Source organism: Duganella sp. CY15W, assembly GCF_009857555.1.
Taxonomy (GTDB): Bacteria; Pseudomonadota; Gammaproteobacteria; order Burkholderiales; family Burkholderiaceae_D; genus Rugamonas; species Rugamonas sacchari.
On the sequence record NZ_WWCQ01000005.1, the window covers coordinates 270,183 to 282,814 of the forward strand.

At 62.9% G+C, this 12,632-nt stretch carries 13 protein-coding genes; 7 read left to right on the forward strand and 6 right to left on the reverse strand.

Annotated features, from left to right (window positions below):
* Positions 1-2: 2 nt before the first annotated feature.
* Positions 3-977 (reverse strand): ribonuclease I, encoded by a 975-nt coding sequence (locus GTP58_RS23730; protein WP_161079552.1) that lies wholly within the window; start codon positions 975-977, stop codon positions 3-5.
* Between the two features lie 154 nt (positions 978-1,131).
* Between GTP58_RS23730 and GTP58_RS23735 the strand changes: the two genes are divergently transcribed.
* Positions 1,132-1,392 (forward strand): hypothetical protein, encoded by a 261-nt coding sequence (locus GTP58_RS23735; RefSeq protein ID WP_161079553.1) that lies wholly within the window; start codon positions 1,132-1,134, stop codon positions 1,390-1,392.
* A 57-nt stretch (positions 1,393-1,449) separates the two neighbouring features.
* Here GTP58_RS23735 and GTP58_RS23740 read toward each other — a convergent pair whose 3' ends face one another.
* Entirely contained in the window at positions 1,450-2,322 is an 873-nt protein-coding gene (locus GTP58_RS23740; protein ID WP_161079554.1) for a LysR family transcriptional regulator, read from the reverse strand.
* A gap of 97 nt (positions 2,323-2,419) precedes the next feature.
* On the opposite strand from GTP58_RS23740, the gene GTP58_RS23745 reads away from it, so the two are divergent.
* The 3 genes from GTP58_RS23745 (at position 2,420) to GTP58_RS23755 (ending at position 4,447) form a co-directional block, all read left to right on the forward strand.
* Positions 2,420-3,805 carry an MFS transporter gene (locus GTP58_RS23745; protein ID WP_161079555.1) on the forward strand — a complete coding sequence of 462 codons (1,386 nt, stop codon included), beginning with the start codon at positions 2,420-2,422 and terminating at the stop codon, positions 3,803-3,805.
* Positions 3,793-4,008: a 2-hydroxymuconate tautomerase family protein gene (locus tag GTP58_RS23750; RefSeq protein ID WP_072788452.1), complete on the forward strand. Its 216-nt coding sequence runs from the start codon at positions 3,793-3,795 to the stop codon at positions 4,006-4,008. Before GTP58_RS23745 ends, GTP58_RS23750 begins: the two co-directional genes overlap by 13 nt.
* 136 nt (positions 4,009-4,144) lie before the next feature.
* The gene (locus GTP58_RS23755; RefSeq protein WP_161079556.1) at positions 4,145-4,447 is read left to right on the forward strand and encodes a hypothetical protein; all 303 of its coding nucleotides are present in this window, start codon (positions 4,145-4,147) and stop codon (positions 4,445-4,447) included.
* Positions 4,448-4,520: 73 nt separating this feature from the next.
* Here GTP58_RS23755 and GTP58_RS23760 read toward each other — a convergent pair whose 3' ends face one another.
* Together GTP58_RS23760 and GTP58_RS23765 are read right to left on the reverse strand one after the other, a co-directional pair.
* Positions 4,521-5,657, reverse strand: a complete 1,137-nt coding sequence (locus GTP58_RS23760) for a sensor histidine kinase KdpD (protein ID WP_161079557.1) — start codon at positions 5,655-5,657, stop codon at positions 4,521-4,523.
* 109 nt (positions 5,658-5,766) lie between these two features.
* Positions 5,767-6,501 carry an SDR family NAD(P)-dependent oxidoreductase gene (locus GTP58_RS23765; RefSeq protein ID WP_161079558.1) on the reverse strand — a complete coding sequence of 245 codons (735 nt, stop codon included), beginning with the start codon at positions 6,499-6,501 and terminating at the stop codon, positions 5,767-5,769.
* Between the two features lie 111 nt (positions 6,502-6,612).
* Between GTP58_RS23765 and GTP58_RS23770 the strand changes: the two genes are divergently transcribed.
* A complete protein-coding gene (locus GTP58_RS23770) occupies positions 6,613-7,542 on the forward strand; it encodes a LysR family transcriptional regulator (RefSeq protein ID WP_161079559.1) in 930 nt (309 codons plus the stop codon).
* Here the strand turns inward: GTP58_RS23770 and GTP58_RS23775 are convergent.
* Entirely contained in the window at positions 7,539-10,076 is a 2,538-nt protein-coding gene (locus tag GTP58_RS23775; RefSeq protein ID WP_161079560.1) for an excinuclease ABC subunit UvrA, read from the reverse strand. The genes GTP58_RS23770 and GTP58_RS23775 overlap by 4 nt on opposite strands.
* 153 nt (positions 10,077-10,229) lie before the next feature.
* On the opposite strand from GTP58_RS23775, the gene GTP58_RS23780 reads away from it, so the two are divergent.
* Positions 10,230-10,403 carry a hypothetical protein gene (locus GTP58_RS23780; RefSeq protein ID WP_161079561.1) on the forward strand — a complete coding sequence of 58 codons (174 nt, stop codon included), beginning with the start codon at positions 10,230-10,232 and terminating at the stop codon, positions 10,401-10,403.
* Positions 10,404-10,414: 11 nt separating this feature from the next.
* Here GTP58_RS23780 and GTP58_RS23785 read toward each other — a convergent pair whose 3' ends face one another.
* Positions 10,415-11,902, reverse strand: a complete 1,488-nt coding sequence (locus tag GTP58_RS23785; protein ID WP_161079562.1) for an FAD-dependent monooxygenase — start codon at positions 11,900-11,902, stop codon at positions 10,415-10,417.
* A 54-nt stretch (positions 11,903-11,956) separates the two neighbouring features.
* Between GTP58_RS23785 and GTP58_RS23790 the strand changes: the two genes are divergently transcribed.
* Positions 11,957-12,598, forward strand: a complete 642-nt coding sequence (locus GTP58_RS23790) for a TetR/AcrR family transcriptional regulator (RefSeq protein WP_161079563.1) — start codon at positions 11,957-11,959, stop codon at positions 12,596-12,598.
* The last annotated feature ends 34 nt before the right edge of the window (positions 12,599-12,632 follow it).

The following is a 12,632-nucleotide window of genomic DNA, read 5'->3' on the forward strand; positions in this document are numbered from 1 at the left end:
GCTCAGTGCTTGCCGGCCGCCTCGACGTAGATTTCGTCGGCGCAGCCAACAGCGCGGGTGCCCGCAGGACGGGCATTCGCGACCATCTGCGGCAGATCGCGGTCGGTCGAGAACTCTACCGGCAGCGACACACGGATCTCCTGCAAATACTTGTGCTGGGTGCAGACCAGCGTAATCGCCTGCGCCACTTTCTCGCCGTAGCGCGCTTTCACGCGGTCAAAGAAGTCGTTCACGCGGAAGGTCTTGCCGGTGTTCCCCAGCACGATCTTGCCCACTTCCGAATCGTTCACCACGCGCACCGCCGATACGGCTTTGAGGAAGTACTCATCCGGCGCCAGCGACTGGCACTTGCCGTGCTTGTTCCACTCATACGCGCCGAAGCTGCGCTCGTAATAGAAGTTGGGCATCCATGGCGCGATCTTGTCGATGGTGTCCTTGCTGAGTTCAAACGGCTTGCCCTGGCAGCTGCCGTACTGCGTGCCGCATTCTTTCTTGTTCGGCCACAGGCCGTGCAGGCTCAGCGTTTTCGCCTCCAGCGCGCCGCTGTTCATCGCATCGCATTCCGGCTTTTTGCCGTTGTATTTGGTGTGCTCGCAAAAGCCGGGTTGCCAGGTGATCGCCAGCACATAGCTGTCCTGCTGATTCGGCAGCGAGCACACTTCGCCCGCCGCGCCTTCCGGACGCGGCGCCGGCTTGTCGTCCAGCGCGGGCGTACCGCATGCACGCTGGACCCAGCGCAGCGATGGCTCGGCGCCGGGCACCTCGACGCGGATCCAGTCGTAATCGGTCTTGTTGATCTCGCGGACGGTGTAGGCCTTGCCGGCGCTGACCTTGACGTCGCCGGGATTGCTGCTCTTGGCGAAAGATGAAAAAGCTTCGCAGCTTTTGGTGGCGGTAAAACTGCCGGTGGCGGATTCACTGGCGCTGCATTCGAGCGCGGTAAAAGCCAGTAGTGCGACAGCGATATAGCGGCGCATGGGGTCTCCAGGGAGTGAAATGAAGTGCCTGCATTTTACCGGGGTTTGATACGCGGGTAGTAGTCCTACAAGCGCACTGCGGGCACGCCGACATTGCGCTGTCTCAGGCATGGCTAAGATGGCAAACCGACCTTCCCCCACAGGAGAATCCACCATGAAACAGTTACATCTGACCGGCAAGCTTGCTTGTGCTGTTGTTGCCTTGGCCGCTGTTATCAGCGGTTGCCAGAAAAAAGCCGTAGACAATCCACCAGTGCCCGAAGCCACCCCAGCGCCAGCTGCGGCGCCCGCGACGCCACCGACCACCACGCCTGAAGGCACGACGCCAGCCAATCCAAATGCTCCGGCAGCGGACGCGCCAACCCAAACGCCGCCGCCAGCAACGACCGAACCACCGCCACCCGCCACGCGTTAATCTGCTCGCCGGGAGCACGCGCGCCAACACCGCAGCCTTCGGGCTGCGCTGTTGGCTTTAGCGCGTTGGAATAGCGCCGAAGAATGCGGCAAACGCATCGCGCGCGGCATGCTGCGTGATGTCGCTGCGCCATACCAGCATGGTCTGGACCAGGGCGCTTTCCGGCGCCAGCGTATGTACGCGTATCGATTCCGCCAGGCCGCGCTGCCGTATCACTTCACGCGGCATCATGGCCACGCCCATGCCTGCCGCCACACAACCAATGATGGCCTCGAAGGTACCGAATTCCGCGATCCGCGCCGGCGACACGCCGCCTTCGGCAAACCACGCCTCCAGACGACGGCGGTAAGAGCAGCCGCTGCGGAAGCCCAGCAAGGTGCGCCTGGCCACGTCGGACGGCGATGTTACGGGTGGATGCAGGCTGTCGGTCAGCAGCACCAGTTCTTCTTCAAACACCGGTAATTGCGTCAGTTCCGGCCTGTCGACTGGCGCCGCCACCAGCGCCACATCCACCTTGTGGTTCAGCACCGCCTGGATCAGATAATCGCTGGGGCCGGTATCGAGCAGCAGGTCCACTTGCGGATACTGGCGGTGGAACTGGCCCAGCACCAGCGGCAGGCGTGCCGCCGCAGTAGTTTCCATCGAGCCGATCTTGAGCTGGCCGGAAGGCTGGCGATCACCGCGCATGGCTTCCTGCGCCTCGTCCGCCAGTTGCAGCAGGCGTTCGGTGTAGGCCAGCAGGCGCGCGCCGTCCTCGGTAATCAGCATGCGCCGTCCGGAACGGTGGAACAGGCTGACGCCCAGCGATTCCTCCAGCTGGGTCAGCCGCGCCGACACATTCGATTGCACCCGGTTGAGCCGCGCGGCGGCCTGCGTGACGCCGCCCTCCTCGGCCACGGTTTTGAAGATGCGCAGGGATGAGAGTTCCATGTCATTCTCAATTAAAGAATTATTGGTTCAGTATAATTCATTTTTCATGATGCTAGATCTGGCCTATATTGGCAACATCGGATCAAGGAGCTGCGTCATGAAAACCACACCGTCACTGGCCATACTGCTGGCATGCAGCTTTGCCTTCATCATCATCCAGCTGGACGTCACCATCGTCAACGTGGCGTTGCCGGAGATCGGCCGCGAGCTACAGGCAGGCGTGAGCCAGCTGCAATGGGTGGTGGATGCCTACACGCTGGGCTTCGCGGTGTTTCTGCTGTCGGCCGGCGCGCTGGGCGACCATTTCGGTTCGCGCCGCGTGTTCCTGAGCGGCTTTGCGCTGTTCACCCTGGCCTCGCTGGCCTGCGCCATGGCGCCCGATGCACTGCTGCTGAATGTGGCGCGCGCTGTCCAAGGCATCGGCGCGGCGCTGCTGGTGCCGAGTTCGCTGTCCATCCTGAATACCGTCTACGCACACGACCGCAAGATGCTGGCGAAGGCCATCGCCTGGTGGACAGCTGCGGGCGGTGTATCGATTGCGGCCGGACCGGTGCTGGGTGGCTTGCTGATGTCGGCCTTGGGCTGGCGCAGCATCTTCTGGGTGAATATGCCCATCTGCCTGATCGGCTTCTGGCTGACCTTGCGCGTGGTACCGGTGCTGCATCACAGCGGTCCGGCACGCAATTTCGATGTGCCGGGGCAGATGCTGGCCGTGATCGCGCTGACCGCCTTCATTGGCGCCGTGATTGAAGTGCAGGCGCTGGGCCTGACGCACATCGCCGTGGTCAGCGCGTTTGCGGTGGCGCTGATGGCTGGCGCGCTGTTCATCCGTGTCGAACGCCGCAGCGCCGGGCCGATGCTGCCGCTGCAGCTGTTCCGGCAACCCGGCTTTGGTCCGGCCGTGCTGTTCGGCGTGTTCGTCAATTTTGCCTACTACGGCGTGATCTTCATTCTGAGTTTTTATCTGCAAAAAGTGCGTGGCTTCTCTGTGCTGCATGCGGGCCTGATTTTCCTGCCGCTCACCGCCACCTTCCTGTTTTCCAATATCGTCAGCGGCTGGGCGCAGGCACGCGTCGGCTCGCGCCTGCCTATGATTGTGGGCGGCTTGATCGGCGCCAGCGGTTACGCCTTGCTCGGTCTGTTTGGCATCTCGGCATCGGCCAGCTTCTGGGCCATGCTGCCCGGTCTGGCACTGATCCCGGCCGGCATGGGCTTCGCCGTCCCCGCCATGACCACGGCCATTCTGGCTTCCGTCGAAAAGCGTCAGGCGGGTACAGCATCGGCAGTCCTGAACACCGCGCGCCAGGTCGGCGGCGCCATGGGCGTGGCAGTCTATGGCGCGCTGGTGGCGGCGCCGGAAACCGCGACTGTCCTCCACGGCATCGAAATCGCCATGACCGTGTCCACCGCACTACTGCTGGCCGGCGCCCTGCTGGCCTGGCAAACCAATTTTAACCAGGGAGAAAAGCTATGCCATTCGTAAATATCCGCATCACCAATGAAGGCGCAACTGCTGAGCAAAAGCAGGAACTGATTCAAGGCGTGACCGACCTGCTGCAACGCGTGCTCAACAAGAACCCGGCCACCACCTTTGTCATCATCGACGAAGTGGAGACGGACAACTGGGGCATCGGCGGACAGAATGTCACCACGCTGCGCCAACGTGCAGCAGCCGCCAAATCCTGAAGCTGGTTCAAAACGACATGTGCAGTTTGCCGATATATTTCCATCGCGCGGGCTGCACGATTGAAAGCTGGTCGTTTGGGAAATTGTTTTCGATAGACTGCATCACAACCTATCAAACATTAAGCCAGAGGCCATCATGCACCACCGCTACGACCCCAATCGATTGTTCGACCACATCTCGCATCATCTCAACCTCAAGAACGATGCCGCGCTTGCACGTGTGCTGGAAGTGACCTCGCCCATGATAAGCAAAGTCCGTAACCGCCACCTGGCATTAGGCGCTTCGCTGCTGATCCGCATACACGAAGTCACTGGCTTGTCGATGCGTGAACTGCAGGATATGGTGGGCGACCGCCGCCTAAAATATCGCCTTTCAACCGCACAGGGGCGTCCGGCCGTCGCATCGTTCAATCAATCAACGCTACCGCAACGCACCTGATATCTGGATGATCTCTCATGAGGCTGTCCACGCCCTTGTGGCATTAACGCTCAGTTTGGACCGCCAGCGATGTTCAGTCCGTGCTTGCTGTATGCACATAGGGCCGGCAGTCGAGCGGGATATCGACAGTAAAGGTGGTGCCGGTTTCCGCCGTGCTGTCCACTGAGACGCTGCCGCCGTGCCCCTCCGCCACACTGCGGACAAACGGCAGGCCGATACCCCAGCCGTCAGCCAGACTGTCTTCGCTTTCACGCCGCAGGTATTCAAAGATTCTCTCGCGCTGCTCTTCGATAATGGATTTGCCCTGGTTGTGGACACTCAATATCAAGCGTCCCATAAACTGCTCTGCCTTGATCCGCACGCCTTGTCCATCGCCATATTTCAGCGCGTTCGACACCAGGTTATCCAGCGCCCGGTGGAGGGAGTTACGGCACCAGTGGCCGACGATGGATTCGGCGATGGTCTGCACCTTGTCTTCATCCACCATATTGAATTCCTGCGCGACCTTTTCGATAAGCGGCTTGATATCCAGTTCTGCTATGACCATGGGCAGCTTGATGGCGCGTTCAAAGGTCAGCGTTTCCACCAGTTGAGTCAGCATATGCTCCATGCGCTGGGCACCCGAGGCGATCTTGGTTGCCACGCGACGCACAACGGTCAGGTCCGAGGTCAACGCGATGAGCTGGGTGCCGGCCAGAATCACGGACAGCGGGTTGCGCATATCATGCGACAGCGTCGCGGCCAACCGCTCTCGGATGGCTTCGTGAATCAGGGAAAACTCGCGGATGGCGTCGCGTACGGCCGCGTCAATCGACACCTCGACAATGCGCCACTCCTGCGTCGAGAACTGCACACCATTGCGCCGGGCGCCGGCACAAATCGCGTCGCGGAATAACTGGTACTCCAGAATGACCTCATCGGCGCGGAACGGCGTCATGCGTGCGCGCTCGCCGCCGTGTGCGGACATGGCGGTGGTGTTTCTGGTACCGTCCTCACGTGGATGGGACGGCGTCAGCGCTTCGGCGATGTTGTCGTAAAACGCCGGCAAGGTATTGACGAGTATGGGGCCGGACACCCCGTTTGCCTCATCAATCTGATTCCGCACCTGGCTTTCCCATATCGCAAAGACATCGCTGCGCATCGCCAGCATGGCCCGCGATGTGGCTGACAGATCTTTATCGTCCAGTTTTTGATCAGTCGCCAACGTCATGTCCGCGCTCCGGCTGGTGGTCGAAGCATCCACACTAGCAGCAACGCTAGCCGGACTTGGTGAGTCAACGCACCAAACCCAGGCCAAGCGCGGAGGATACGACGCCCGTTTACCAGGTGCCGGCAGTGGCGCCGCCATCGACGGGCAGAATGGCGCCGGTGGTGAAACTGGATTCCGTCAGATACAGCACGGCGTCCACCACATCCTGCGTCACGCCGGTTGTGCCCGTCGGCGCCAGCGTACGGAAGAACGACTGCGTCGCCTCATCTTCGCTGTGCATCGGCGTGGCGATAATGCCTGGCGCCACCGCGTTGACCTTGACATTGGCCGCCGCCAGCTCCAGCGCCAGGCTGCGCGTGGCGTGATTCAGGCCGCCCTTGATGAGCACCGGCAGCACGGCCGGTATTTTGGCCGTCGGCTGCATCGCAATGCTGGCGGTGATGGTGACGATATGACCCGACCGGTTCGCCGCCATATGTGCGGCCGCAGCCTGCGAGGGATAAAAGAAGCCCTTCAGATTGGTGCTGACGATGGACTCCAGCTCATCCTCGGTGTAATCGGCAATCGGCCTGGCGATGAAAATGCCGGCGTTGTTAATCAGGATATCGACTTTGCCGAACGCCTCCACCGCGCGTTCGAACAGTGCTTTGGCGGTGGCGCGCTGCGAAATATCGCCCGGCACCAGCAGGAAGTTGGCCGGGCTGCCCAGACGGGCCGCAGCCGCCTGCAGGCGTTCCATCGTACGGGCATTGCCGACCACGTTGTAGCCGCGTTGCAGATAAGCCGCCGCAATAGCAAAGCCGATGCCGCTTGAGGCGCCCGTCACGATCACAGTCTTGTTCATGGTGTTTCCTTTCAAAGTTTGGGTAAGTGAGGCCACTATACTTTTGCGCCCGACCTTGATAAACAGCCTGAAAAACAAGACAATTAATACACTATGTAATCAATCAAGCCCATGAAACGCCAATTCGATGACGTGCTGCTCGGCAGCATAGAACTGTTCTGCCTGGCCGCCGAACTATCCAGCTTCACCGCCGCAGCGACGGCGGCCGGTGTGACGCCTGCCGCCGTCAGCCGCTCCGTCTCGCGGCTGGAAGAACGTTTGGGCGTGCGGCTGTTTGTACGCACCACGCGGCAGATTCGCCTGACCGACGCTGGCCGCGTCTATTTCGAGCAATGCCGGCAGGCGCTCTCGCAACTGAGCGAGGCGGAACGGCAGATCAGCGGCGCGCAGGTCCAGCCTTCCGGCCCGCTGCGCATCAGCGCACCGACACCGTACGCCCATTACCGTCTCCTGCCGCTGCTGGGGGAATTCCGCCGCAAGTATCCGGAGGTGACCATCGACATCCACGTCAGCAACCGCAACATCGACTTTGCCGATGAAGGCTACGACCTGGCGATACGGGGCCGCGATCCCGCCGACTCCAGTCTCATCGCGCGCAAGCTGGAAGATGCGCAACTGGTGCTGGTTGCAGCGCCGGCCTACCTCAAGCGCGCCGGCAGACTGAAGTCCCTCGACGACCTGGCCAGACACGAATGCATACAGTTCGACCTGCCCAGCACGGGCAAGCGCATCCCGTGGTCGTTCCTGCGCGACGGCGAAGTGGTGGACATCGTCACCGAGGGTGGCCTGTGCTGCGCGGAAGACGTGCTGGGCATCGTCACACTGGCGCGCGCGGGTGCGGGCGTGGTCCAGACCTACCGCTTCATCGTCGAACAGGACCTGGCCGACGGCACGCTGGTCGAGCTGCTGCCGCAGCACGCCGGTGCCTCGCGGCCGTTCATCCTGCTCTATCCCCACGCGCGCCACCTGTCCCTGCGCGTGCGGACCTTCGTTGATTACCTCACGGGCAGGCTGCAGCCGAAGAAATCCCGCGCAGGCTAGCTACGCTGTGTCAGCACGCTGTGCAGGTAAGGCGCGGTGCGGCTAGTGCGCACGCGCGCCACCTTGTCGGGCGGACCACAGGCGACAATGCGCCCGCCCTCCTCGCCGGCACCGGGACCGACATCGATCAGCCAGTCGCTATCGGCCAGCACCTGCATATTGTGCTCTACTACGATTACGGAATTTCCCGCATCGACCAGGCCGTGCAGCTGCTGCAGCAGCAAATCGATATCCGCCGGATGCAGGCCGGTGGTCGGCTCGTCCAGCACATACAAGGTGTCGCCACGGCTGGCGCGCTGCAGTTCGGTAGCCAGCTTGATACGCTGCGCCTCGCCGCCCGACAGCTCGGTGGCCGGCTGCCCCAGCCGCAAATAACCCAGTCCGACTGCCTGCAGCACCGCCAGCGCATGCTGTAAGGCGGGTACGTCGGCAAAAAACTCCGCCGCCGCATCCACCGTCATGGCCAGCACCTCGGCGATATTGTGCTCGCGGTAGCGCACCGCCAGCGTGGCCGGGTTATAGCGCGCGCCATCGCACTCGGGACAGGGCGCGTAGACGCTGGGCAGGAACAACAGTTCGACCATGACGAAGCCTTCGCCCGAACAATGCGGACAGCGTCCCTTGGCGACATTGAATGAAAACCGGCCGGCGTCGTAGTGGCGTGCCCTGGCGGCGCGCGTACCGGCAAACAGCTTGCGTACATGGTCGAACAAGCCGGTGTACGTTGCCAGATTGGAGCGCGGCGTGCGCCCGATCGGCTTCTGGTCCACTTGCACCACTCGGCGCACCATGTCCATGCCGTCGACGATACGGCCGTGCAGCGGGCCGTTGTCGTCGCGCGCCAGCAGATCTTCCTCGCTTTGCGCGGTCTGCGCTGCCGCCGGCTGCCCCAGTCCGGCCTGTACCAATTGCAGCAGCGCCTGGCTGACCAGGCTCGACTTGCCGGAACCAGAGACGCCGCTGACCGTGGCCAGCACGCCCAGAGGAAAGTCCGCATCCAGCGCTTGCAGGTTGTTGCGGCTGATGTCGCGCAACTTCAGCCATCCGCGCGGCGGCCTTGGGGTGCGCGGCTTGCACGCCTGCAGATTGAACAGATAGTGCGCCGTGCGCGATTCCGCTACCGCTGCCAGTCCTTGCGGTGCGCCGCTGTACAGCACCCGGCCGCCATGCTGGCCAGCCTTGGGACCGACATCCACAATCCAGTCCGCATGGCGTATCACGTCCAGCGCGTGTTCCACCACAAACAGCGAGTTGCCGGACGCCTTCAGGTGGTCCAGTGCGCGCAGCAGCGCTTCGGTATCGGCGGGGTGCAGTCCGGCGGACGGTTCATCCAGCACATACACTACCCCGAACAGACTGGAACGCACCTGTGTGGCCAGGCGCAGGCGCTGCAATTCGCCGGGCGACAGCGTCGGCGTGGCCCGTTCCAGTTGCAGATAGCCCAGTCCCAGGTCCAGCAGCACTTCCAGCCGCGCCAGCAAATCGGCAGCGATGCGCTGCGTGACCAGCTGTTTTTCAGGATGGCGGACGCGCTTGCCGCTTGCCTGTTTGCCGACAGCCTGTTTGGTGGCAGCATAAGGCTGCAGCAACTGCGCCAGCTGGCGCAGCGACAAGCGGCTGATGGCGGCAATATCGTGGCCGGCAAAAGTGACTGCCAGGGCCTCCTTGCGCAGCCGCTTACCGTCGCACAGAGGACACGCCATGCTGACCAGATACTGCGCCACGCGCTTTTTCATCAGCGCGCTTTCGGTACCGGCAAAGGTCTGCAGCAGATAACGGCGCGCGCCGGTGAAGGTGCCCTGATAGCTGGGTGTCTCCTTGCGCTTGAGCGCGCGGCGGGTTTCGGCCGGCGTCAGCCCCGCATATACTGGCGCCGTCGGCTGTTCATCGGTAAACAGGATCCAGTCGCGCACCTTTTTGGGTAAGTCCCGCCATGGCACATCCACGTCGTAACCGAGCGTCACCAGGATGTCGCGCAGGTTCTGTCCATGCCAGGCGGTGGGCCAGGCGGCGATCGCACGTTCGCGGATCGTCAGGCTGTCATCCGGCACCATCGAGCGCTCGGTGGCGTCGTACACGCGCCCCAGTCCATGGCAATGCGGGCAGGCGCCTTGCGGCGTATTGGGCGAAAACGACTCGGCATACAGCAGTTCCTGGCCGCGCGGATAGTCGCCGGCGCGCGAATACAGCATGCGCAAGGAATTCGACAAGGTACTGACGCTGCCCACCGAGGACCGGGTGGTTGGCGTACCGCGCTGCTGCTGTAATGCCACCGCCGGCGGCAGCCCTTCGATGGCATCGACGTCCGGCACAGGCATCTGATGAAACAGGCGCCGCGCGTAGGGCGACACTGATTCCAGATAGCGCCGCTGTGCCTCGGCGTACAAGGTGCCAAACGCAAGCGACGACTTGCCGGAGCCCGAAACGCCGGTAAACACCACCAGCGCATTGCGGGGCAGATCAACGTCAACGTTGTGTAGATTGTGTTCGCGGGCGCCGCGCACACGGACAAAGCCGTCGAAATCAGTGGGCATGATGGAAGTCCAGGATGATCGAAGCTGCAGTATCCGTGCCCACCGCACGCAGGTATGTACGGATACGCACGCCAGGGGTGCGCCGCCTAACAGACGGACCACCACCGGCGCTGCAAGCTGTATTCACCCCCACCCAACAACCAGGAGACGGTCATGAGCAAACCCACACAAGGCGGCAAAAACGGCGGGAACAGCAAGCTGCAGGAAACCAAGGCCGGCACGCCGTCCACTGGCAAAGGCAACAAGCAGTCCGCCGCTTCATCAGGCAACAAGGGCAGCGCCACCAGCGGTTCCAGCAAAGCGGGATCGGGCTCCAAATCGCGCTGAAATAGCGCTAACTACCTGGCCGCCGGGTTGAACCAGCGGCGCAGTGCTTCCGTCAAGCCATCCGTGCTACCGGCCTGGCCGGCCCATGCCACGCAGGCATCGGGCCGGATCAGCATGGAGACGCCGCCGTCGACCGCCACGCAGCGCACCCGCTCTGTCGCCGTAGCCACGCTGCGTGACGCGCTGGCGTCGGCGCTGGCATCGAGCAGCACACCATGACCATCCTGCATCAGCGCATATAAGCCATGCTGGTCGCCGAGCAGGCGGCCAACTGTATCCAGCGGCGACTGCATGTCGTAGCGCGTCGCCAAGCCGGTCATCATTTCGCCGATGTAGCGGTTGACGTTATCGAACTGCATGACGTGGGCGAACAGGTCGCGCATGGCGCCGGCCTGGGGATCGGGCCGCAGGATCGCGACCTGTGCCAGTGTGTTGGCCAGCACCACTTCCGCCACCGGACGGCGCTCGGCAGTGTAGCTGTCCAGCAGCTGCTCAGGCATGTCGCCGCGCACCACGGCCGCCAGCTTCCAGCCCAGGTTTGCCGCGTCCACCAGGCCGAGATTCATCCCCTGGCCGCCGAACGGCGAATGCACGTGGGCGGCGTCGCCGGCCAGCAGAACGCGGCCGCGCCGGTAGCTGTCGGCCAGCCGCGTGTTGTCGGCCCAGCGGCTGGCCGTGGCCATGGATGTCACGCGAATGTCCTTGCCGCTGATGCGGCGCGCTAGCGTCTCGATCTCTTCGCGCGTCACGGGCGCGTCCCGGTCTTGCGGCGGGCCTCTGAAGTCCAGCATGAACAAGCGGCCCGGGAATGGGCCATACGCAAACACACCGCCCTCGGTGCGATGCCATCCTGCCGGCAGCAACCGTTCCGGGTGATCCAGTTCGACGATGGCCTGGTAGAAGGTCAGCGACGGCGGCGTGCCGGGAAATGCAAAGCCAGCCTGCTTGCGAATCAGGCTACGGCCACCATCGCAGGCCACCAGATAGGCGCCGCGCAGCCGGAACACGCCGCCGTTGCAGCTGCCATGCACTTCGACGCCGTCATCTCCTTGCGTGAAGCCCGTGACCTCATGCGCGCGGCGCACTTCGATGCCCAGCGCACGCACACGCCCGGCCAGCACGGCCTCCAGGCCAGGCTGGTCGATTGCGTAGCCGCGCCGCTCCGGTTCTTTCATGACGTCGCGGCGTATCAGCGCCAGGCCGGCGAACTGGCCGCTGTATTTTTTCATGCGGCCGGCCAGGTCGGCGCCGGTCTGCTCGGTAAAGCGCTGCATATCGGCCAGGTTATGCGCCTCGCCGGCGGCCAGACCGTCAAGCATGCCGCGCCGCGCCAGCGCCTCGCAACCCAGCGGTCCAACAGTAAATGCCTTCATGGCCGTACTGGGCGCCGACAGACGCTCCAGCACGACAACCCGCACACCAGCCAGGGTTAATTCAATCGCGGTCAGCATGCCGACCGGGCCGGCGCCAACAACGATCACATCGCATTGCTCAATCATATACTCAATCCAATTATGTACTCGGTATATATAAGATATGCTATGATCCGCTGCATGTCAAATCCAACCGATTTGCGCTCCCGCAAGCGCCTCGCCACCCGGCAGACCATTTCCACCGCCGCCACCAAGCTCTTCCTTGAGCGCGGCTTCGACCATGTCACCGTGGATGAAATTGCGGCGGCTGCCGATGTAGGGCGGATGACGGTGTTCAACCATTTCCCGCGCAAAGAAGATATGTTCTTCGACCGCGACGAGGAAATCCGCAGCGTGCTGCGCGCGGCGCTGCTGCAGCGAACGCCCGGCGTGGCGCCAGTGGAGACCTTGCGCCTGCTGGCGCACCGGCTGGCGGAGCAGCAAGTCCCCTTCCTGAGGTTCTCCGCGGACAGCCAGGGTTTTGTCGAGACGATTGAAGGCAGCGAAACCCTGAAGGCCCGCGCCCGTGCCCTGCGCGATGAGCTGACCCAGGTCGTCGCGCACGCGCTGGCGGAAGGCGCCGGACACGATCCGGCGCACGCCGAAGCGCAACTGGCGGCCCACCTGCTGCTGGCGACCTGGACTTCGGCGCTGGTGCAGGCGCACCGTACTTTCCGCCAAAAACAACACACTGGCGAGGCCCAGGCCGCATTCCTGGCCATCATCGACAGGGGCAGTATCGGCCTGCAAGCCGCTATGGCTGGCACATCTTACGATGCGTGATATCTGGTATATGCAAATGATATGGATGTTGGTT